Source organism: Pseudomonas sp. H3_E07 (assembly GCF_054668895.1).
In genome coordinates this window covers 5,018,014-5,038,964 of record NZ_CP162795.1, presented here as the reverse complement: position 1 = coordinate 5,038,964, position 20,951 = coordinate 5,018,014, and the positions used below count along the sequence as shown (strand labels likewise).

General features: G+C 60.9%; 19 protein-coding genes. 14 read left to right on the top strand and 5 right to left on the bottom strand.

Annotated features, from left to right (window positions below):
- Positions 1-71: 71 nt before the first annotated feature.
- Positions 72-281, top strand: a complete 210-nt coding sequence (locus AB4O08_RS23225; RefSeq protein ID WP_010209399.1) for a DUF6124 family protein — start codon at positions 72-74, stop codon at positions 279-281.
- Between the two features lie 141 nt (positions 282-422).
- On the opposite strand, the gene AB4O08_RS23220 is transcribed toward AB4O08_RS23225, so the two are convergent.
- Both AB4O08_RS23220 and AB4O08_RS23215 read right to left on the bottom strand, forming a co-directional pair.
- Complete coding sequence (locus tag AB4O08_RS23220; RefSeq protein ID WP_305436240.1) at positions 423-1,706, bottom strand: Zn-dependent hydrolase; 1,284 nt, start codon at positions 1,704-1,706, stop codon at positions 423-425.
- A 158-nt stretch (positions 1,707-1,864) separates the two neighbouring features.
- Positions 1,865-3,352 carry an NCS1 family nucleobase:cation symporter-1 gene (locus tag AB4O08_RS23215; protein WP_154847056.1) on the bottom strand — a complete coding sequence of 496 codons (1,488 nt, stop codon included), beginning with the start codon at positions 3,350-3,352 and terminating at the stop codon, positions 1,865-1,867.
- Between the two features lie 591 nt (positions 3,353-3,943).
- Between AB4O08_RS23215 and hydA the strand changes: the two genes are divergently transcribed.
- From hydA to preA, 3 genes are all read left to right on the top strand, one after another.
- Complete coding sequence (gene hydA / locus AB4O08_RS23210; RefSeq protein WP_010209394.1) at positions 3,944-5,383, top strand: dihydropyrimidinase; 1,440 nt, start codon at positions 3,944-3,946, stop codon at positions 5,381-5,383.
- A 161-nt stretch (positions 5,384-5,544) separates the two neighbouring features.
- Positions 5,545-6,912: an NAD(P)-dependent oxidoreductase gene (locus AB4O08_RS23205; protein ID WP_137205526.1), complete on the top strand. Its 1,368-nt coding sequence runs from the start codon at positions 5,545-5,547 to the stop codon at positions 6,910-6,912.
- Positions 6,912-8,186, top strand: coding sequence for an NAD-dependent dihydropyrimidine dehydrogenase subunit PreA (preA, locus tag AB4O08_RS23200; RefSeq protein ID WP_010209390.1), 1,275 nt, complete (start codon positions 6,912-6,914; stop codon positions 8,184-8,186). The genes AB4O08_RS23205 and preA overlap by 1 nt, the downstream gene beginning before the upstream one ends.
- 118 nt (positions 8,187-8,304) lie before the next feature.
- Here preA and AB4O08_RS23195 read toward each other — a convergent pair whose 3' ends face one another.
- Positions 8,305-8,925 (bottom strand): TetR/AcrR family transcriptional regulator, encoded by a 621-nt coding sequence (locus AB4O08_RS23195; protein ID WP_305436243.1) that lies wholly within the window; start codon positions 8,923-8,925, stop codon positions 8,305-8,307.
- 143 nt (positions 8,926-9,068) lie between these two features.
- Here AB4O08_RS23195 and AB4O08_RS23190 point away from each other — a divergent pair, with 143 nt between their 5' ends.
- The 10 genes from AB4O08_RS23190 (at position 9,069) to AB4O08_RS23145 (ending at position 17,960) form a co-directional block, all read left to right on the top strand.
- Positions 9,069-9,536, top strand: coding sequence for a GNAT family N-acetyltransferase (locus tag AB4O08_RS23190; RefSeq protein ID WP_010209387.1), 468 nt, complete (start codon positions 9,069-9,071; stop codon positions 9,534-9,536).
- Positions 9,530-9,895, top strand: a complete 366-nt coding sequence (gene copC, locus AB4O08_RS23185; RefSeq protein WP_010209386.1) for a copper homeostasis periplasmic binding protein CopC — start codon at positions 9,530-9,532, stop codon at positions 9,893-9,895. The genes AB4O08_RS23190 and copC overlap by 7 nt, the downstream gene beginning before the upstream one ends.
- 3 nt (positions 9,896-9,898) lie before the next feature.
- Positions 9,899-10,756 (top strand): copper homeostasis membrane protein CopD, encoded by an 858-nt coding sequence (gene copD / locus AB4O08_RS23180; protein ID WP_010209384.1) that lies wholly within the window; start codon positions 9,899-9,901, stop codon positions 10,754-10,756.
- A 257-nt stretch (positions 10,757-11,013) separates the two neighbouring features.
- Positions 11,014-12,276 (top strand): OprD family porin, encoded by a 1,263-nt coding sequence (locus AB4O08_RS23175; RefSeq protein ID WP_010209383.1) that lies wholly within the window; start codon positions 11,014-11,016, stop codon positions 12,274-12,276.
- Between the two features lie 232 nt (positions 12,277-12,508).
- On the top strand, positions 12,509-13,333 hold the full coding sequence (locus tag AB4O08_RS23170) for an NAD-dependent epimerase/dehydratase family protein (RefSeq protein WP_010209382.1): 825 nt from the start codon (positions 12,509-12,511) through the stop codon (positions 13,331-13,333).
- A gap of 3 nt (positions 13,334-13,336) precedes the next feature.
- Positions 13,337-14,212 carry an SMP-30/gluconolactonase/LRE family protein gene (locus AB4O08_RS23165; protein WP_010209380.1) on the top strand — a complete coding sequence of 292 codons (876 nt, stop codon included), beginning with the start codon at positions 13,337-13,339 and terminating at the stop codon, positions 14,210-14,212.
- 51 nt (positions 14,213-14,263) lie between these two features.
- Positions 14,264-15,226, top strand: coding sequence for a TRAP transporter substrate-binding protein (locus AB4O08_RS23160; RefSeq protein WP_010209378.1), 963 nt, complete (start codon positions 14,264-14,266; stop codon positions 15,224-15,226).
- A 64-nt stretch (positions 15,227-15,290) separates the two neighbouring features.
- On the top strand, positions 15,291-15,818 hold the full coding sequence (locus AB4O08_RS23155; protein WP_010209377.1) for a TRAP transporter small permease: 528 nt from the start codon (positions 15,291-15,293) through the stop codon (positions 15,816-15,818).
- 1 nt (position 15,819) lies between these two features.
- Positions 15,820-17,100, top strand: coding sequence for a TRAP transporter large permease (locus tag AB4O08_RS23150; protein WP_038453403.1), 1,281 nt, complete (start codon positions 15,820-15,822; stop codon positions 17,098-17,100).
- Positions 17,100-17,960: an aldose 1-epimerase gene (locus AB4O08_RS23145; RefSeq protein ID WP_305377773.1), complete on the top strand. Its 861-nt coding sequence runs from the start codon at positions 17,100-17,102 to the stop codon at positions 17,958-17,960. The genes AB4O08_RS23150 and AB4O08_RS23145 overlap by 1 nt, the downstream gene beginning before the upstream one ends.
- Positions 17,961-18,070: 110 nt before the next feature.
- Here the strand turns inward: AB4O08_RS23145 and AB4O08_RS23140 are convergent, their stop codons facing one another.
- On the bottom strand, positions 18,071-19,216 hold the full coding sequence (locus tag AB4O08_RS23140; RefSeq protein WP_010209371.1) for an HlyD family secretion protein: 1,146 nt from the start codon (positions 19,214-19,216) through the stop codon (positions 18,071-18,073).
- Positions 19,213-20,856, bottom strand: a complete 1,644-nt coding sequence (locus AB4O08_RS23135) for an MFS transporter (RefSeq protein WP_460114377.1) — start codon at positions 20,854-20,856, stop codon at positions 19,213-19,215. Before AB4O08_RS23135 ends, AB4O08_RS23140 begins: the two co-directional genes overlap by 4 nt.
- Between the last annotated feature and the right edge of the window lie 95 nt (positions 20,857-20,951).

Sequence of the window (20,951 nt, the reverse complement as noted above, 5' to 3'; positions counted from 1 at the left end):
TGGATCGTGGTAACGATTGAGTAAAGCGACTTTTTAGTAGTTCCTGAATCTGGCATACGAAGGTTTGGGACATGTCTTTCGGGCCCGCCCTCGACAACGAAACCCTGCTGGTCAATGCCTCTCAGGATCTTGAATCCATCAATGCCATTGCCGCGAACCCGGTTTTTGAAGTCGATGGTCCGCAACGCAGTGTGGTGCGGGGGATTTGTCGGAGGGTGGAGGGCGTGCAGCTGTTGGTGGATCGAGTCGTAGATGGCACCAACGAGGCAATCTCCCAGTAACAGCGTCGTCTGTCAGGGCCTGATAACGGGCAAGCCCGGCTCCCACATTTTTAAGCTGTGAACCCTTTCAAAAATGTGCGAGCTGGCTTGCCTGCGATTGCAGTGGACCAATCAGTAAACACCTAACTGAACCGCCGGGTTTCAGGCAGCGAGTTTGCCGTTAGCGATGGCTGCCGAGGCGGCGACCATGGCGCGCAGCAGCACCGCACACCCTGCCGCCAGGTCATCGGGTGCGGCATTCTCGATTTCGTTATGGCTGATGCCACCCTCACACGGCACAAAGATCATCCCTGCCGGACCGAGTTCGGCAACGAAGATCGCGTCGTGCCCTGCCCCGCTGACAATGTCCATGTTCGACAGGCCCAGGCCATTCGCCGCATTGCGCACAGCGTCTACGCAGCCTTTGTCGAAATACAGCGGCGGGAAGTCAGCGGTGGGTTCCATCTCGAAACTGAGTCCATGTTTGGCGCAGGTGTCTTCAATGACCTTGCGCACCTGCGCAATCATCGAATCCAGACGTGCCGGTTCCAGGTGCCGGAAGTCCAAGGTCATGCGCACTTCGCCTGGAATGACGTTGCGTGATCCCGGATAAGCCTGCAGGCAACCCACCGTCCCGCACGCATGAGGCTGGTGCCCCAGTGCCGCTGCGTTCACCGCCGCTACCACTGCCGCCGCGCCCACCAAGGCATCCTTGCGCAGGTGCATCGGCGTTGGTCCCGCATGCGCCTCAACTCCACGCAGTTTCAGGTCAAACCACTTCTGCCCGAGTGCGCCGAGCACCACGCCGATGGTTTTCTGCTCGTCCTCAAGAATCGGACCCTGTTCGATGTGCGCCTCGAAATACGCACCCACTTTATGACCGCTTACCGCGCGCGAGCCCGCATAGCCAATCGCATTCAGCGCGTCGCCGACACTGACGCCATCCACATCCACCTTGGCCAAGGTGTCCGCCAAGGTGAATTTCTCGGCAAACACCCCCGAGCCCATCATGCACGGCGGAAAGCGCGAGCCTTCCTCATTGGTCCACACCACCACTTCCAGCGGCGCCTCGGTTTCTACCTTCAAATCATTGAGGGTGCGCAGCACTTCCACGCCGGCGAGTACGCCAAAGCAACCGTCAAACTTGCCACCGGTGGGCTGGGTGTCGATGTGGCTGCCGGTCATCACCGGTGGAAGGTTGGGATTGCGGCCGGGGCGCCGCGCGAAGATATTTCCGATGCCATCGATGGTGACCGTGCAACCGGCTTCTTCGCACCACGTTACAAACAGGTCGCGGGCTTTGCGGTCGAGGTCGGTAAGCGCCAGGCGGCACACGCCGCCCTTGGGGGTGGCGCCAAGTTTGGCCAGGTCCATCAGCGACTGCCACAAGCGGTCGCGGTTGATGTGCTGATGGGTCGATTGCAGAACGTCGAGGGCAGCGTTCATGGGGATCTCCTCAGGCTACATTTCTTATGAATTGACTCACTCAACTGTGAGAGCTGGCGTGTGTGGGAGCTGGCTTGCCTGCGATACAGGCGGCTCGGTATTTCTGCCGAACAGAGGTGATGCAATCGCAGGCAAGCCAGCTCCCACATTGACCGTGTTTACAGAGGTGACTTGGCGGCAACGGGGCTGATGCCACGCCTGGCATTCAGGCCGTAATACAACAACCCGCCCAAGGCCGAACCGGTAAACCAGCCATAGCTGTAGAACCAGCTGAACGCGTCACTGCCCAGCGACAGCAAGGTCAGCACCACCGGCACGCCAAAGGCGATAAAGCCACTCCAGTTCCATGCCGGGTACACGTCGTCGCGGTACAGACCGGCCAGGTCCAGTTGCTGTTTGCGGGTGATGAAGTAGTCCACCACCATGATCCCGGCGATCGGGCCCAGCAGGCTTGAGTAGCCCAGCAACCAGTTGGAATACACGGTTTCCAGGCTCACATCCGAGACGATCAAGCCGAGTTTTTTCAGCAGTTCATGGCCCATCAGCACCAACCCCACCAAACCGGTGAGGATCACCGCGGTAGTGCGATTGATCAGCTTCGGCGCAATGTTCTGAAAGTCATTGGTGGGCGAGACAATGTTCGCCGCGGTGTTGGTGGACAAGGTCGCGACGATGATCAGCGCCATGGCCACGGCCACCCACACCGGGCTCTGGATATGCCCGATCAGGGTCACCGGATCGGACACGCTCACCCCGACCAGCTTGACCGAGGCAGCAGTCATGATCACGCCGAGGGCGGCGAACAGGAACATGGTCAGCGGCAAACCGAAGATCTGCCCGAGGATCTGGTCCTTCTGGCTTTTGGCGTAGCGGCTGAAGTCAGGAATATTCAAGGACAAGGTAGCCCAGAACCCCACCATCGCCGTCAGGCCAGCCATGAAGTAGCCCGTGAGGCTCGCACCTTCTGGACGCTTGGGCGGGATGGCCATCAGCTCGCTGATGGACACATTGGGCATCGCCCATACCAGCAGGCCGATGCCCACCGCCACCAGCAGCGGCGCGGACAGGGTTTCCAAGCGCTTGATCGACTCGGCGCCACGTAACACCACCCACAGATTCAGGCACCAGAACATCATGAAACCGATCACTTCACCGGTGCCGCCTAGGGACTTCCAGCCCTCGAAAATCGAGCCCAGGAACAGGTGAATCGCCAGCCCGCCAAACATCGTCTGGATACCAAACCAGCCACAGGCCACAAGCGCCCGGATCAGGCACGGCACGTTGGAACCCAGGATGCCGAACGACGAGCGCAACAAGACCGGGAACGGTATGCCGTACTGGGTGCCGGGGAAGGCGTTGAGGGTCAACGGAATCAGCACCACGATGTTGGCCAGCAGGATCGCCATCAGCGCTTCCCCCACCGACAGACCGAAGTACGCGGTGAGTACCCCGCCCAAGGTATAGGTGGGCACGCAGATCGACATGCCGACCCACAGCGCGGTGATGTGCCACTTGTTCCAAGTGCGTTCATGCACCTTGGTCGGTGCCATGTCGTGGTTATAGCGGGGGCTGTCGAGGACGTCGGGGCCGGCGTCGAGTTCGTACAGGCCGTTGCGCTCAATGACTTGCGATCTGTTCTGTTGCATGACCGCTCCACGGTTTTTTCGAATTATTGTTGCTCGCCTGCAAGGTGTGTGCAGGTGGCCGGAGTACCTCGTAAACAACATGACATCACGGGCCCGGCCAGCCGCCACTGCACTCAATATCCGTGCCGACAACCGTTACCGCACCCACACCGCTTATATAACTTGCTGATGTTTATCAGCTTTCCGAGTGAGCCTTCGAAACTTGCCGCTTTACTCAGGCTAACTAAAGCGAAAGTTGGCCGAACCATCAGGACTCAATCTGGTGCAACACAATTATTTTTATTTCCCCGCCCCGTCAAGAGGCAAGTCTCAAGCGTCTGATTTGCAATAAGAAATGTTGCTCAATTTAAGAACCTGTCAAGTGCGTCAAAATGGTGAGTGCACGCTACATTTTGGTGAATTTCGTTTTTTATCTTTAATAATCAAATGGTTATCATTGATATAAGCTTATGAAAAATCTTCTTGCTCAATCGAAAAACTCGGGCTAGTTTCTATTCCTGTCACCGATGACAGGAATTAATCGATCATCGGTAAGCAGCATTACAACACTTAGAACTGGCACAAGCCGGTCAAGCCTGTGAGGAACTCGACATGTCGCTGTTGATCCGTGGCGCCACCCTTGTTACCCATGATGAAAGTTATCGCGCCGATGTGTTATGCGCGGGCGGTCTAATTCGGGCTATTGGTACGAATCTGGATATTCCCGCCGGTACTGAAATACTCGATGGCAGCGGCCAATACCTGATGCCCGGCGGCATCGACCCTCATACCCATATGCAACTGCCCTTCATGGGCACCGTGGCCAGTGAAGACTTTTTCAGTGGCACGGCGGCAGGTCTGGCGGGCGGCACCACATCGATCATCGACTTTGTGATTCCCAACCCACAGCAATCCCTGTTGGAAGCGTTTCACCAGTGGCGCGGCTGGGCGGAAAAATCCGCTTCAGACTACGGCTTCCACGTAGCGATCACTTGGTGGAGCGAACAGGTGCGTGAAGAAATGGCCGAGTTGGTGAGTCAGCACGGCATCAACAGCTTCAAGCACTTCATGGCCTACAAGAACGCAATCATGGCGGCGGACGACACCTTGGTCGCCAGCTTCGAACGCTGCCTGGAACTGGGCGCGGTGCCCACCGTGCATGCGGAAAACGGCGAGCTGGTGTACCACCTGCAACGCAAGCTGATGGCCCAGGGCATCACCGGGCCCGAGGCGCATCCGCTGTCGCGCCCTTCGCAAGTCGAGGGCGAAGCGGCCAGCCGCGCAATCCGCATCGCCGAGACCATCGGCACGCCGCTCTACCTGGTGCATGTGTCCACCAAAGAGGCGTTGGATGAAATCACCTACGCCCGCAGCAAAGGCCAACCGGTCTATGGCGAAGTCCTCGCCGGTCACCTGCTGCTGGACGACAGCGTCTACCAGCACCCGGACTGGCAGACCGCCGCCGGTTACGTGATGAGCCCGCCGTTCCGCCCACGCGGGCATCAGGAAGCGCTGTGGCACGGCCTGCAATCCGGCAACCTGCACACCACTGCCACCGACCACTGCTGCTTTTGCGCCGAGCAAAAAGCCGCCGGCCGTGATGACTTCAGCAAAATCCCCAACGGCACCGCCGGCATCGAAGACCGTATGGCCTTGTTGTGGGATGAAGGGGTCAACACCGGGCGCCTGTCGATGCAGGAGTTTGTCGCGCTGACCTCCACCAACACTGCGAAGATCTTCAATCTCTACCCGCGCAAAGGTGCGATCCGCGTGGGCGCGGATGCCGACCTGGTGCTGTGGGACCCCGAGGGGACGCGGACTATTTCCGCCAAGACCCACCATCAGAAAGTCGACTTCAACATCTTCGAAGGCAAGACCGTGCGCGGCGTGCCGAGCCATACCATCAGCCAGGGCAAGCTGGTCTGGGCCGATGGCGACCTGCGCGCCGAGCGCGGGGCCGGGCGGTATGTAGAGCGGCCGACGTACCCGCCGGTGTTCGAGCAGTTGAGCAAGCGCGCAGAGCGTTCCAGGCCCACTGCTGTGAAGCGCTGAAAACGGCCTTAGGCCTGTCGCGGGCAAGCCCGGCTCCCACATTTCAACCCTGTGAACCCGATGCATGTGGGAGCTGGCTTGCCTGCGAAGAGGCCAGCACAGGCAACAAAAAAACCAATGCCCATCAGAGGCAGCACCTCAATCACCGTGAGGCCAAAACCGTGATCCAGACCCTGACCCACCTCCCCCATCCCCACGAAGACGGGGCCACCCTCGCCAGCCATTTCACCGACCTGGCACCGCCTCTCAACGCCCGCCAGGCACAACTGGAAGCCTCGCGCTGCCTGTATTGCTACGACGCGCCGTGCGTGAATGCGTGCCCCAGCGAAATCGACATCCCGTCGTTTATCCGCAACATCCACACCGAAAACGTACAAGGTGCGGCGCAAAAAATCCTCTCGGCCAACATTCTCGGCGGCAGTTGCGCCAGGGTCTGTCCCACCGAGATCCTCTGCCAGCAAGCCTGCGTGCGTAACAACGCTGAAGAATGCGCGCCGGTGCTGATCGGTCTGTTGCAACGTTATGCCGTCGACAATGCACACTTCACCGAGCACCCCTTCCATCGCGCAGCCTCGACCGGCAAGCGTATCGCCGTGGTGGGTGCAGGCCCTGCGGGACTGGCCTGCGCCCACCGCAGCGCCTTGCACGGCCATGACGTGGTGATTTTCGAGGCCCGGGAAAAGGCCGGCGGCCTGAATGAATACGGGATCGCCAAGTACAAACTGGTGGATGACTTCGCGCAGAAGGAGCTGGATTTTCTGCTGCAAATCGGCGGCATCGAGATTCGTCACGGCCAGCGCCTCGGCGATAACCTGACCCTCAGCGAGCTGCATCAACAATTCGATTCGGTGTTCCTCGGCCTCGGCCTGGCCGCGAGCAAACAGCTCGGCCTGCCCCACGAAGACGCCCCCGGCCTGCTCGCCGCCACCGACTACATCCGCGAACTGCGCCAGGCCGACGACCTGACCCAACTGCCCCTGGCCAATCGCTGCATCGTGCTCGGCGCCGGCAACACCGCCATCGACATGGCCGTGCAGATGGCCCGTCTCGGTGCCCACGATGTGAACCTCGTCTACCGCCGTGGCCTGGCGGACATGGGCGCCACCCACCATGAACAGGACATCGCCAAGGCCAACCAGGTACGCCTGCTGACCTGGGCCCAGCCGGAGGAGGTGCTGCTGGACGATCAGGGCCATGTGCGCGGCATGCGCTTCCTGCGCACGCGCATGGAAAACGGCCGTCTGCTCCCGACCGGCGAAACCTTCGAACTGGCTGCCGATGCGATCTTCAAGGCCATCGGCCAGGGTTTCGACAACGAGGCACTGCACGATCCGCTGGCCCAGCAGCTGCACCGTGTCGGTGAAAGGATTTTCGTCGACGAACAGTTGCGCACCAGCATTCCCGATGTGTACGCGGGTGGCGATTGCGTCAGCCTCGGCCAGGACCTCACCGTGCAGGCCGTGCAACACGGCAAGCTGGCCGCCGAGGCCATGCACGCCCAACTCATGTTGAATGCGGAGGCTGCGTAATGGCCGATCTCTCGATTGTATTTGCCGGTATCAAAGCCCCCAACCCGTTCTGGCTGGCCTCCGCGCCGCCCACCGACAAGGCTTACAACGTGGTGCGCGCCTTCGAGGCCGGCTGGGGTGGCGTGGTCTGGAAAACCCTTGGCGAAGACCCTGCAGCGGTCAACGTGTCGTCACGCTACTCGGCGCACTACGGTCCCAACCGTGAAGTGATGGGCATCAACAATATCGAGCTGATCACGGACCGCTCCCTGGAGATCAACCTGCGGGAAATCACCCAGGTGAAAAAGGATTGGCCCGACCGCGCGCTGATCGTGTCGCTGATGGTGCCGTGCGTCGAGGAGTCCTGGAAAACAATCCTGCCGCTGGTGGAAGCCACCGGCTGCGACGGTATCGAACTGAACTTCGGCTGCCCCCACGGCATGCCCGAACGCGGCATGGGCGCGGCGGTAGGCCAGGTGCCGGAGTATGTGGAACAGGTGACGCGCTGGTGCAAAACCTATTGCTCGCTGCCGGTGATCGTCAAGCTCACGCCTAATATCACCGACATTCGCGTGGCGGCGCGGGCCGCGTATCGCGGCGGCGCGGATGCGGTGTCGCTGATCAACACCATCAACTCCATCACCAGCGTCGACCTGGAACGCATGGTCGCGCTGCCGGTGGTGGGCACCCAAAGTACCCACGGCGGTTATTGCGGTTCGGCGGTCAAGCCGATCGCGCTGAACATGGTCGCCGAAATCGCCCGCGACCCGCAGACCCAGGGCCTGCCGATCTGCGGCATTGGTGGCATCGGCAACTGGCGTGACGCGGCGGAGTTTGTAGCCCTGGGCTGCGGCGCGGTGCAGGTGTGCACGGCGGCGATGCTGCATGGGTTTCGGATTGTGGAGGAGATGAAGGACGGACTATCGCGATGGATGGACAGCCAAGGCTACAACAGCCTGCAGGACTTTTCCGGGCGTGCGGTGGGCAACACGACGGACTGGAAGTACCTGGATATCAACTATCAAGTCATTGCGAAGATCGATCAGGAAGCCTGCATTGGCTGCGGACGTTGCCACATTGCCTGTGAGGACACGTCGCACCAGGCCATCGCCAGTTTGAAACAGGCGGATGGCACGCATAAATACGAGGTGATCGATGATGAGTGCGTGGGCTGCAACCTGTGTCAGATCACCTGCCCGGTGGCGGACTGTATCGAGATGGTGCCGATGGACACAGGCAAGCCGTTCTTGAATTGGACGCAGGATCCGAGGAATCCCTACCGCGAAGCTGTGTAGCCCTTCAGGCCGCCTTCGCGAGCAAGCCCGCCCCCACATTCGACCGCATTCCTCCAGATAGAATGCAGTCGAATGTGGGGGCGGGCTTGCTCGCGAAGAGGCCATCAGCCTCGACCCGTCAAGGCTCCAGCCCAATCCCCCGCAAGATCACACTCGTCACCGTCTGTATTGCCTTCTCAAACTGCATATCCGACAACGGCTGGTGCTCATTCAGGATCTTCACCTGATGATCAAAGTCGGCATAGTGCTGGGTCGAGGCCCAGATCATGTACAGCAGGCTCGACGGTTCCACCGGCAGGATGCGTTTGTCTTCCACCCACTGGCGAATTTTCGCTTCCTTCATCTTGGCCCAGTCGTACAGGCTTTCATCCAATGCCTCACCAAGCGTCGGCGCGCCGTGGATGATTTCATTGGCCCAGACTTTCGAGCCATAGGGCCGGGTCCGCGAGCGTTGCATCTTGGCGCGGATGTAACTGCTGAGCACCACCCGCGGGTCATCGAAGGTCTCAAAACTCAAGGCGTCCTGCTTCCACACCTCCAGCAGATCGAACAGCACCGCGCTGTACAGCTCGCTTTTGGTGGTGAAGTAGTAATGCAGGTTGGAGCGCGGCAGTTGCACTTCTTCGGCGATATCCGCCATGGCGGTACTGCCATAGCCTTTTTCGGCGAAGATTTTCTCCGCCGCCAGCAGGATTTTATCGACGTTGACCCGACGAATTCCGATCTTGTGATTGCCCATAAGGGCTCCCTGACAACAACTTGGCTTAAAGACTACCATCGGCTCTAGATCGCGGCGACAGCCCATAATGAAACTTCTGACGCGAACCTTTCCCCTGGAAATCGGATTGGTTAGGATCGCGGTCCCCATGAAGGATCACCGCAATGACTATTCGACCTCGCGTGCCCACCGACGACCCCGTGCTGGGAGCACTGTGGGAGCGCTCGGTACGCGCCACCCATGATTTCCTCCCCGAGGATGACATCCAACGTCTGCTGCCCCTGGTGCGCGACACCTACCTGCCAATGCCCGCGCTGGATGTGTGGGTGTATGAAGACCCACACGGCATCGCCGGTTTCATCGGCACCGGTGGGCACAACGTGGAAATGCTGTTCATCGAGCCCGACCGCCGTGGCCAGGGCATCGGCCGCCAGTTGCTGGACCACGCCCGCGCCCGTCACGACACGCTCACGGTGGACGTGAACGAACAAAACCCCCAAGCCGTGGGCTTCTATCTGCATTATGGTTTTATCCAGGTCGCGCGCTCGCCGCTGGATGGCGAAGGCAAGCCCTTTCCGTTGCTGCACATGGCTTTACCGACTCCTGACCCCGAAGGTATTGAACAATGTTGATCAAGAAAAGCCTCACCACCGTCGCCCTGCTCGCCTCCCTGCTGGGTGCATCTGCCGCATTCGCCCACGCGCACCTCAAAAGCGCCGAACCGGCGGCCGACAGCAGCGTCGCCGCGCCTAAAGACCTGCGCCTGACCTTCAGCGAAGGCGTCGAGGCCACCTTTACCAAGGTGTCCCTGAGCAAGGACGGCACCGAAGTTGCGATCAAGGGCCTGGAAACCTTAGGAGCCGACAAGAAAGTCCTGGTAGTCACCCCGGCCGCACCACTGGCCGCCGGTAACTACACAGTGGTGTGGAACGCGGTTTCGGTCGACACCCACAAGAGCAACGGTGAGTACAGCTTCAAGGTCGGCCAATAACCCATGGCGACGCTGCTGGTGCTGTGCCGCTTCCTGCATTTCATCGTCGTGCTGCTGATGTTCGGGTCCTGCGCTTTCAGGCCCTGGCTGCTGGGCGCTGAAACGCAACCGGTACTGGACCGGCAACTTGACCGTATCACCCGTGGGCTGGCCTGGCTGGGGGTGTTTTCCGGCGTGGCCTGGTTGCTGTTGATTACCGCCAGCATGGCAGGTCGCTGGGACGCGGCGCTGCAACCGGCCACCGTGCAGTTGGTACTGGGCAAGACCTTCTTTGGCCAGGTGTGGGTATGGCACCTGCTATTGAACCTGTTGCTGCTGATCGTGCTGATCAAACCCTGGCGGGCACTGCGCTTGGCGGTCATCGCGTTGTTGCTGGGGACCTTGGCGCCGGTCGGCCATGGCGCCATGCTCGATGGGCTCAGCGGGCAATTACTGATCCTCAATCAGGTGGTGCACCTGGCGTGTGTGGGTGCCTGGCTAGGCGGATTGCTCCTGCTGGTGTTGATCCTCAGGCACTCGCCCCCCTTGGCGCTGGAGCCGATCCTGCGGCGGTTCAGCGGTGTGGGTTATGGCCTGGTCGCCGGTTTGCTGGTCACCGGTTTGATCAACGTGCGTGTGCTTACCGGGCAACTGTGGCCCACGCCTTTGTTCCAGGGGTTCGCGTTGATCCTGTTGATCAAGGTGCTGCTGGTGCTGGGGATGTTGGCGCTGGCCTTGCTGAACCGGCTCCGTATCGAACGTTGTGAAGCGCGATTGGGCACTTTGAAGGCCAGCGTGATGCTGGAATGGTTACTGGGTGTTTCAGCGGTAGCCGCCGTCTCGCTGTTGGGTACCCTCCCGCCAATGGTTATGGCCGGCTAAAAACAGAGGTTGAAATGCAATCCCTGTAGGAGCTGGCTTGCCTGCGATGGAGACAACACGGTCTGGCAGGAACACCGCGGCAATGCCATCGCAGGCAAGTCAGCTCCCACAGTGGCGGTGCCCGCTTTTGATCAACCCGCCCCGAGTCATCGTATAACTTCTGCTTGACAGCCCTCGAAAACCTCGCAAATATCCCGCTCAATGTTGTACGACGACGTATGACAAATAATAAAAACAACAAAAAAGGGAGTTCCACTGTGAGTCAATTCGCCCGCAATTCGTCCTCATGTATCGGCCTCCTCGGTCTCGGCAGCCTGGCATTTACCCTCCCCCTCAGCGTTCAGGCCGACGGTTTTATCGAAGACGCGAAGGCCACGCTCAACCTGCGCAACGCCTACTTCAACCGTAACTTCACCAACCCGACCAACCCCCAGGGCAAGGCCGAAGAATGGACGCAGAACTTCATTCTCGACGCCAAGTCCGGCTACACCACAGGGACGGTGGGCTTCGGCATTGATGTGCTGGGCCTGTATTCGCAAAAGCTCGATGGCGGTAAAGGCACCGGCGGTACGCAGTTGCTGCCGATCCACAGCGATGGCCGCCCGGCCGATAACTTCGGGCGCCTTGGCGTGGCGCTGAAAACCAAATTATCGAAGACTGAATTGAAGGTCGGCGAATGGATGCCAGTGCTGCCGATCCTGCGCTCCGACGACGGCCGCTCCCTGCCCCAGACCTTCCGCGGAGGCCAGGTCACCTCCAATGAAATCGCCGGCCTGACGCTTTACGGCGGGCAGTTTCGCGGTAACAGCCCGCGCAACGATGCGAGCATGGAAGACATGTTCATGAACGGCAAAGCCGCGTTCACCTCCGACCGCTTCAACTTCGGTGGCGGCGAATACAGCTTCAACGACAAACGCACCCAGGTCGGTGTGTGGTACGCCGAACTCAGCGACATCTACCAGCAGCAGTATTTCAACTTGACCCACAGCCAACCTGTCGGCGACTGGACCCTGGGCGCCAACCTCGGTTTTTTCACCGGTAAGGAAGACGGCAGCGCCCTGGCCGGCGACCTCGACAACAAAACCGCTTTCGCCCTGCTCTCAGCCAAATACAACGGCAACACTTTCTATGTGGGCCTGCAGAAACTCACCGGTGACAGCGTGTGGATGCGGGTCAACGGCACCAGCGGCGGGACCCTGGCCAACGACAGCTACAACGCCAGCTACGATAACGCCAAGGAAAAATCCTGGCAGGTGCGCCATGACTTCAACTTCGTGGTACTGGGCATTCCGGGGTTGACCCTGATGAACCGCTATATCAGCGGCAGTAACGTACACACCGGGGCAATCACCGATGGCAAGGAATGGGGTCGGGAGTCGGAACTGGCCTACACAGTGCAAAGCGGCGCACTGAAGGATCTGAATGTGCGCTGGCGCAATTCGACCATGCGTCGGGATTTCAGCAATAACGAGTTCGATGAAAATCGCCTCTTTATCAGCTACCCGATCTCACTGCTGTAGGGTTTCGGATCGAGCGGAAACTTCCCGTCAACGCATACCCCTGTGGCAGCGGGCTTGTTCGAGAATGCGCTACATCCGCCGCGGATGAGTCGACTGACACACTGTATTTGCGAGCAAGCCCGCTCCCACATTTCCGGCCATCACCTGACCGCAAGGACGTTGACAACCAAGGGAATCCCTAACGATACTTCGGCATAGTCATACGACAACCTACAACAACAATGGAACCCTCATGACCACTACCCCAACCACGCCCGTTCCATTCAACCGCCTGCTGCTCACCGGTGCCGCTGGCGGCCTGGGTAAGGTCCTGCGCGAGCGCCTGCGCCCTTATGCCCAGGTACTGCGTCTGTCGGACATCGCCAATATGGCCCCGGCTGCCGACGCGTCCGAAGAAGTGCAACCTTGCGACCTCGCCGACAAACAAGCCGTGCACCACCTGGTGGAAGGCGTCGACGCGATCCTGCACTTCGGCGGCGTCTCGGTGGAGCGTTCTTTCGAAGAAGTGCTCGGCGCGAACATCAGCGGCATTTTTCATATCTATGAAGCCGCGCGCCGCCACGGTGTGAAGCGCGTGATTTTCGCCAGTTCCAACCACGTGATCGGCTTCTACAAGCAAGGTGAAAAACTCGACGCCCACTCCCCTCGCCGCCCGGACAGCTACTACGGCTTGTCCAAGTCCTACGGCGAAGACATGGCCAGCTTCTACTTTGATCGCTATGGCATCGAGACCGTCAGCATCCGCATTGGCTCGTCGTTCCCGGAACCGCAGAATCGTCGGATGATGCACACGTGGCTGAGCTTCGACGACCTGACTCAGTTGCTCGAGCGCGCGCTGTACACCCCCAACGTCGGGCACACCGTGGTCTACGGCATGTCGGATAACCTCGACACCTGGTGGGACAACCGCTACGCCGCCCACCTGGGCTTTGCGCCAAAGGACAGCTCCGAAGTGTTCCGTGCCCAGGTCGAAACCCAGCCACCGGTGTCCGACAATGACCCGGCCAAGGTCTACCAGGGCGGCGCGTTCTGCGCGGCCGGCCCGTTCGGTGATTGACCCATGAACGCTGAATTGATTGTCGACGCGCGCAATGCCGTGGGTGAATGCCCGGTGTGGGTGCCTGGGGAAAACGCCCTGTACTGGGTGGACATCCCCAAGGGTGGCCTGCAACGCTGGAGCGCCGCCACCGGCCACGTGGCCGCCTGGACAGCCCCGCAGATGCTTGCCTGCATCGCCCGCACCGATGCGGGCAACTGGGTCGCCGGCATGGAAACCGGCTTCTTCCAGCTCACCCCGCACAACGACGGCAGCCTCGACACCACGCTACTGGCGGCTGTCGAGCACCCACGCCAGGACATGCGCCTGAACGACGGCCGCTGCGACCGCCAGGGCCGATTCTGGGCCGGCAGCATGGTGCTGAACATGGGGTTGAATGCAGCCGAGGGCACCCTGTATCGCTACACATCAGGTGCGGCGCCCCATGCGCAACTGGACGGTTTTATCACCTTGAATGGCCTGGCTTTCAGCCCCGATGGCCGCACAATGTATGCCTCGGACTCACACCCGCTGGTGCAGCAGATCTGGGCGTTCGATTACGACATCGACACCGGCACGCCCTCCAATCGCCGCGTGTTCGTGGATATGCACAAGCACCTCGGCCGCCCCGACGGCGCCGCCGTGGATGCCGACGGCTGCTACTGGATCTGCGCCAACGACGCCGGGCTGATCCACCGTTTCAGCCCCGACGGTCGCCTCGATCGTTCCCTCACCGTACCGGTGAAAAAACCCACCATGTGCGCGTTTGGCGGCAGTCGCCTGGACACCTTGTTCGTCACCTCGATCCGCGATGACCAGAGTGAACAGTCACTGTCCGGCGGCGTGTTCGCCCTCAACCCCGGCGTTGTCGGATTGCCGGAGCCCACGTTCACCCTCTAGCTGCATCGCTGTGCCTTGAATACAACAATAACAAGACAGGAGAGACCTCCCATGGACTTCAAACGCACCTTGCTCGCCGCCGCATGCTTCGCCCTCAGCAGCGCCGCCCATGCGCTGGAAATCAAATTTGCCGACATCCACCCCGCCGGCTACCCCACCGTCGTTGCTGAAGAGAACATGGGCAAGGCCCTGACCCAGGCAAGCAACGGCGAACTGACCTTCAAGTATTTCCCAGGCGGTGTCCTCGGGTCCGAGAAAGAAGTGGTCGAACAGGCGCAAGTCGGTGCTATCCAGATGACCCGCGTCAGCCTGGGCATCGTCGGCCCGGTGGTGCCGGACGTGAACGTGTTCAACCTGCCGTTCGTGTTCCGTGACCAGGCGCACATGCGCAAGGTCATCGACGGCGAGATCGGCGACGAAATCCTTGCCAAGATCACCGACTCCGAATTCGGCCTGGTCGCCCTGGCCTGGATGGACGGCGGCACGCGCAACCTCTACACCAAGAAACCCGTGCGCAAGATCGAAGACCTCAAGGGCATGAAAATCCGCGTACAAGGCAACCCCTTGTTCATCGAAGCGTTCAATGAAATGGGGGCCAATGGCATCGCCATGGACACCGGCGAGATCTTCAGCGCCCTGCAGACCGGCGTGATCGACGGCGCGGAAAACAACCCGCCGACCCTGCTTGAGCACAACCATTTCCAGAACGCCAAGTACTACACCCTCACCGAGCACCTGATCTTGCCCGAGCCCATCGTGATGTCAAAAATCACCTGGAACAAACTCACCCCCGCGCAACAGGATATGGTGAAAAAAGCCGCCAAGGCCGCCCAGGCTGACGAGCGTGTGTTGTGGGACGCCAAGTCCGCCAGCAGTGAAACCAAGCTCAAGGCCGCCGGTGTGGAGTTCATCACCGTCGACAAAAAACCCTTCTATGACGCCACCGCACCGGTTCGCGCCAAGTACGGGGCGGCGTACGCCGACATCATCCAGCGTATCGACGCCGTTCAGTAACGCCCTCCTTCTCTAGCAAGGCCCGGCGCGGTCGGCATCGACGCGCCCGGTTACGGTGAACGCCATGAAGAATTTACTGCTGCGCATCAACGACCGCATCTACATGACCTGTATCTGGGTCGCCGGCCTCTCGGTATTGGGAGTCGCGCTGATCATCCCCTGGGGCATCTTCGCCCGCTACGTCCTCGGCACCGGCTCCAGCTGGCCGGAGCCCACCGCCATCCTGCTGATGCTGGTGTTCACCTTTATCGGCGCCGCCGCCAGTTACCGCGCCGGCGCGCATATGTCGGTGGCCATGGTCACCGACCGCCTGCCGCCCCGCCAACGCCAGATCATCGGCGTCGTTTCGCAATTGCTGATGGGCACCATCTGCCTGTTCATGACTATCTGGGGCACCAAACTGTGCCTGTCCACCTGGAACCAGTTCATGAGTGCGATTCCTACCCTGCGCGTGGGCATCACCTACATGCCGATCCCGATTGGCGGGCTGCTGACCTTGATTTTCGTGGTGGAGAAACTCTTGCTCGGTGATCAGAGCAACCGTCGGGTCGTGCGCTTCGACCTGGTTGAAGAAAGCGAAGGGGCTGCCTGATATGGACGCATTGATTCTGTTGGGCAGCTTTATCGCCTTGATCTTGATCGGCATGCCCGTGGCCTACGCCCTGGGGTTGTCAGCGCTGATCGGTGCGTGGTGGATCGATATCCCGTTCCAGGCCCTGATGATCCAGGTGGCTGGCGGCGTGAACAAGTTTTCGCTGATGGCGATTCCGTTCTTTGTGCTGGCTGGCGCGATCATGGCCGAAGGTGGCATGTCACGGCGGCTGGTCGCGTTTGCCGGCGTGCTGGTGGGCTTTGTGCGCGGTGGCCTGTCGCTGGTGAACATCATGGCCTCGACGTTTTTCGGCGCGATTTCCGGCTCGTCGGTGGCGGACACCGCCTCGGTCGGCTCAGTGCTCATCCCGGAAATGGAGCGCCGTGGCTACCCGCGTGAATTCGCCACCGCGGTGACCGTCAGCGGTTCGGTGCAGGCGCTGTTGACCCCGCCCAGCCATAACTCGGTGCTCTACTCCCTGGCGGCGGGCGGCTCGGTGTCCATCGCCTCGCTGTTCATGGCCGGCGTGGTGCCTGGGTTGTTGATGAGCGCGTGCCTGATGGTGCTGTGCCTGATCTTCGCGAAAAAGCGCAACTACCCCAAGGGTGAAGTCATCCCGCTCAAGCAGGCGCTGAAAATCTGCGCCGATGCGCTCTGGGGCCTGATGGCCATGGTGATCATCCTCGGCGGTATCCTTTCGGGTATTTTCACCGCCACCGAGTCCGCCGCGATTGCGGTGCTGTGGGCGTTTTTCGTGACCATGTTCATCTACCGCGACTACAAATGGAGCGAGCTGCCCAAGCTGATGCACCGCACGGTGCGCACCATTTCCATTGTGATGATCCTGATCGCCTTCGCCGCCAGCTTCGGCTACATCATGACCCTGATGCAGATCCCGGCGAAGATCACCACGCTGTTCCTGACCCTGTCGGACAACCGCTACGTGATCCTGATGTGCATCAACGCCATGCTGCTGTTGCTCGGCACGGTGATGGACATGGCGCCGTTGATCCTGATCCTCACGCCGATCCTGCTGCCGGTGGTGCTGGGTATCGGCGTCGACCCGGTGCACTTTGGCATGATCATGCTGGTCAACCTCGGTATCGGCTTGATCACCCCGCCGGTGGGCGCGGTGCTGTTCGTGGGCGCGGCGGTGGGCAAGGTCAGTATCGAGAAGACCGTGAAAGCGCTGCTGCCGTTTTATGGCGTGCTGTTCCTGGTGCTGATGGCAGTGACCTACATTCCGGCGCTGTCGTTGTGGCTGCCAAGCGTGGTGCTCTGATGCTGATTGAACTGCAGGACAACCTGACCCACCTCACCCTCGCGCCAGCCACGGGAGGCAGCCTTGTCAATTGGACGGTGCGCGCCTCCGGGCAGCCGTTGCTGCGCCATAACGATCAGCAGGCGATCGATACCGGTTTGCCGGGCAAGCTGGGGTGCTATCCATTGGTGCCCTGGTCCAACCGCATTGCCCACGGCGGTTTCGACAACCCCGGCGGTTGGCTCGCGCTCACGCCCAACAGCCTGACCGACCCGCTGCCGATTCATGGTTCGGCCTGGCAGCAGGCGTGGCAGGTGGTCAGCCACACAGCGGATGAAGTGGTGCTGAAAGTGCGCTGTGACACGCCGTTTGCCTATCGCGCCGAGCAACGGATTCGCTTGAACGACGGGGCGTTGAGTATCGAGCTGCGGGTGACACACCTGGCCGAAACAGCGGCGTGGCATGGCGTGGGCTTGCATCCATACTTTCCGCGCCGGCCAGGTACCCGGTTGCAGGCCAGGGCCGCGCAGGTGTGGATCAGCGACGCATCCAAGCTGCCGACCGGGTTGACGCCGGTGCCGGGCGAATGGGATTTCCAGGTATTGAATACCCTGCCCGAAGGCCTGGTGGACAACGGCTTTTGCCAGTGGGATGGGTACTGCCGGATCGAACAGCCGGACCTGGGCTATGCGCTGGAATGCCAGGCCAGCGGGGCCGACTACTTCCTGCTGTACTGCCCGCCGGGGCTGGGGTTCTTTTGCGTCGAGCCGGTGAGTCATCCAGTGAACGCTCATCACCTGGCGGGACGACCGGGCCTGAAACTGCTGGAACACAATCAGTCGGTCCAACTCAATTTCAACCTGAAATACACCCCCCTGTAGGAGCGAGCTTGCTCGCGAAAAACCTCAGGGCAACGCGGGCATCAGGCGCCCCGCGTTATCGTTGACGATCTTCGCGAGCAAGCTCGCTCGTGCAGGGATCAGCGCCATGCTCAAGGTGGTGAGTTTTTGAGGCGGCCGGCGGTATCGATACTCACGACAACCGACAACCCCGGCCGCAACCGCTCGCTCTCGGCCTGGTCCGGGTCCACCGTAATCCTTACCGGCACGCGCTGGGCAATCTTCACAAAGTTGCCCGTCGCGTTGTCCGCCTGCAACAGGCTGAATTCCGACCCCGTGGCCGGGGAAATATGCTGCACCGTGCCATGGAATTTGCGATGGTTCAGTGCATCCACCGTGAAGGTCACCGGCTGGCCGACCTGCACGTTGTCCATCTGGGTTTCCTTCATATTGGCGATCACCCACAACTGCGGCGGCACCAGCGCCATCAACTGTGCGCCGGAGTTGACGTAGGCCCCCAGACGCACACCAATCTGCCCGAGCTGACCATCGCGCGGCGCGGTGATGCGGGTGTTGGACAGGTCGATACGCGCCAACTCCACCGCCGCCTCGGCACTCGCCACCGCCGCTTCCAGGGAGCCGCGATTGACGATCACCGTTTGCAGGTCCTGCCGGGCGATTTCCAGGCTGGCCTGGGCTTGCGCCACGGCGGCGATGGTCTGCGCGTTGGCCGCGCGGGTTACGTCCAGCTCACGCTTGGACACCGAACCGTCGCTGATCAGTTCTTCATTGCGGCGCAAATCGGCGGTGCTCTTGCGCGCCTGGGCCTGGCTGTCCGCCAAGGCTGCCTGGCGCAGCTTGATGGTGGCTTCGGCACTGTTGCGTTGCTGCACCACATTGGCCAGCGCGGCCTTCTGCACCGCCAGTTGCGCCAGCGCCTGGTCGAGGCGCTGCTTGTAGATGCGGTCATCCAGGCGCACCAGCAGGTCGCCGGCCTTGACGTACTGGAAGTCCTGCACCGGCACCTCGAACACATAGCCGCTGAGCTGTGGGCCGATGATGGTCACCTGGCCACGCACCAGGGCGTTCTCGGTGGTTTCCACCGCGCTGCTGAACGGCGGCAATTGCCAGGCATACAGCACGATCAGCACCCCGACGATGGCAATCGCGGCAAAGCCCAGGGACGAGAGGATGCGCACGCGCAGTGAGCGCGGCTCGGTGACCGTGGCGCCGGGCGGCGTGGTGCCTTCCGGGGTGGCGGCGATGGCGTTGGTGGTCGTGGTGGTCGATTCGGTCATGAAGGTGCGCCGCTGGGTTGAACGGGAGTGGCTGCTTTAGTGGTGCTCATCAGCCACAGACTGCGGATAAAGATCCAGATCATGGTCAGGATCGCGATAATCGCGATCAGCATGAACACATCGTTGTAGGCCATGACATTGGCCTCACGGGTCGCCGCGGTGGCCAGGCTGCGGATGCCCATGAGGTTACGCAGTTCCGGGTCGGCGACAATGCCGCCGTAGGCCGAGCCGCCGCTCTGCACCCGTGCGGCCACACGTGGGTCGAGCAGGGTCAGGTGCTCGACGATCATGCTGGAGTGATACTTCTCGCGCACGATCTGGAAGGTGCCCAGCAACGCCGCGCCAATCAAGCCGCCGAGGTTCTGGCAGATACCGAACATCACCGAAAAACTCACCAGGTTGCGCGGGTTGGTCAGCACGTTCTTGGTGCCCAATACCATGGTCGGGCCAAGGAAGAACGTTCCGCCGAAGCCTAGCAGGAACTGACTGATGTACAGGTTCTGCGGGCGCGTGAGGTTGCTGGAGAAACTGTCCATCACCGAGCCGGTGGCCATCAGCGCCAGGGAAATTACCAGCGGCATCAACAGGTGCGCCGGGTTGATGGTCAAGGCACTGACCACCAACCCGGCAATCGCCCCGGCGAGCATCACCACGTAAAGGGTGTGCATCTGCTGGTAGCTCATGTTCAACATCTGCATGAACCCCACCGCGCCAGTGGACTGCTCGGACAGCACCATGCGAATCAGGATCACCGCCAGCGCCAGGCGGATCATCACACCGCTGCCCAGCCAACGGGTCATCAACATCGGATTGGCGCGGTTATGTTCGATGGCCAGGCCCGCCATGATCAGCACCAGGGAACAGGCTGAGGCAATGCCGATCCAAGGGGCTTCAAGCCACCAGTCTATGCGCCCCAGGGACAGCACCGCGCACAGCAGGGCCACGCCGCTGGCGAGGATGGCGAAGGTGAGGAAATCGAGTTTTTCAAACGTCTTGAAGCGGTCGCCGGGTGGAAGTTTAAGCAGGAACACGCAACCCAGGCAGATGAGTGCCATGCCCAGCTCGAACAGGTACAGACCACGCCACTCGGCGATTTGCAGCAAGTCTTCGGAGAACAGGCGCGCCAAGGGTAAAGCAAGTTGCGCGGTGCCCAACCCCAGTACCAGCGACTTCAACCGCCACTTGGCCGGGAACGCCTGGATCATGTAGTACAAGCCCAACGAGCTCAGCGCGGCGCCGACCATGCCGTGGGCCGCCCGTACGGCGATGGCCGAGTTGAGGTCGTTGACGAACAAGTGGCCGAAGGTCACCAGCGCGTAGAGCACCAGGAACACCTCGGTAAACGCACGCAGGCCGAATTGCTGGCGAAACTTCACCAGCAGCAGGTTCATGCACACGTTAGTCATCACATAGGCGGCGGGCAGCCAGGCCATTTCCGCAGTGGTCGCCCCGAGGGCGCCTTGCAGGTATTGCAGGTTGGCGATGACCAGCGCGTTGCCCAGGCCACCGGTGATCGCCACCAGCACGCCCACCAGCGCATACAGCCAGCGCTTGTGGGTGGGGTGCCACGGCGTCGACGGAGAACCGGGCAGGCTCGGGCGCTCGTGGGGTTCCCAGGTGTGGGGGGTGCATTTATCCATTCGATGACCTAGATGACCCGACGGGTGACGTCGGTAAAACCATTACTCAGAGTAGTAAACCTGAGCGGGGTTCATCTTGCCATCTTGGGCGCATC

What these genes read in the sequence shown, in the direction of transcription:
- AB4O08_RS23225 (WP_010209399.1), top strand. Translation starts at nt 72, where the DNA reads ATGTCTTTCGGGCCCGCCCTCGACAACGAAACCCTGCTGGTCAATGCC.
- AB4O08_RS23220 (WP_305436240.1), bottom strand. Translation starts at nt 1,706, where the DNA reads ATGAACGCTGCCCTCGACGTTCTGCAATCGACCCATCAGCACATCAAC.
- AB4O08_RS23215 (WP_154847056.1), bottom strand. Translation starts at nt 3,352, where the DNA reads ATGCAACAGAACAGATCGCAAGTCATTGAGCGCAACGGCCTGTACGAA.
- hydA (WP_010209394.1), top strand. Translation starts at nt 3,944, where the DNA reads ATGTCGCTGTTGATCCGTGGCGCCACCCTTGTTACCCATGATGAAAGT.
- preA (WP_010209390.1), top strand. Translation starts at nt 6,912, where the DNA reads ATGGCCGATCTCTCGATTGTATTTGCCGGTATCAAAGCCCCCAACCCG.
- AB4O08_RS23195 (WP_305436243.1), bottom strand. Translation starts at nt 8,925, where the DNA reads ATGGGCAATCACAAGATCGGAATTCGTCGGGTCAACGTCGATAAAATC.
- AB4O08_RS23190 (WP_010209387.1), top strand. Translation starts at nt 9,069, where the DNA reads ATGACTATTCGACCTCGCGTGCCCACCGACGACCCCGTGCTGGGAGCA.
- copC (WP_010209386.1), top strand. Translation starts at nt 9,530, where the DNA reads ATGTTGATCAAGAAAAGCCTCACCACCGTCGCCCTGCTCGCCTCCCTG.
- copD (WP_010209384.1), top strand. Translation starts at nt 9,899, where the DNA reads ATGGCGACGCTGCTGGTGCTGTGCCGCTTCCTGCATTTCATCGTCGTG.
- AB4O08_RS23170 (WP_010209382.1), top strand. Translation starts at nt 12,509, where the DNA reads ATGACCACTACCCCAACCACGCCCGTTCCATTCAACCGCCTGCTGCTC.
- AB4O08_RS23165 (WP_010209380.1), top strand. Translation starts at nt 13,337, where the DNA reads ATGAACGCTGAATTGATTGTCGACGCGCGCAATGCCGTGGGTGAATGC.
- AB4O08_RS23160 (WP_010209378.1), top strand. Translation starts at nt 14,264, where the DNA reads ATGGACTTCAAACGCACCTTGCTCGCCGCCGCATGCTTCGCCCTCAGC.
- AB4O08_RS23155 (WP_010209377.1), top strand. Translation starts at nt 15,291, where the DNA reads ATGAAGAATTTACTGCTGCGCATCAACGACCGCATCTACATGACCTGT.
- AB4O08_RS23150 (WP_038453403.1), top strand. Translation starts at nt 15,820, where the DNA reads ATGGACGCATTGATTCTGTTGGGCAGCTTTATCGCCTTGATCTTGATC.
- AB4O08_RS23145 (WP_305377773.1), top strand. Translation starts at nt 17,100, where the DNA reads ATGCTGATTGAACTGCAGGACAACCTGACCCACCTCACCCTCGCGCCA.
- AB4O08_RS23140 (WP_010209371.1), bottom strand. Translation starts at nt 19,216, where the DNA reads ATGACCGAATCGACCACCACGACCACCAACGCCATCGCCGCCACCCCG.
- AB4O08_RS23135 (WP_460114377.1), bottom strand. Translation starts at nt 20,856, where the DNA reads ATGGATAAATGCACCCCCCACACCTGGGAACCCCACGAGCGCCCGAGC.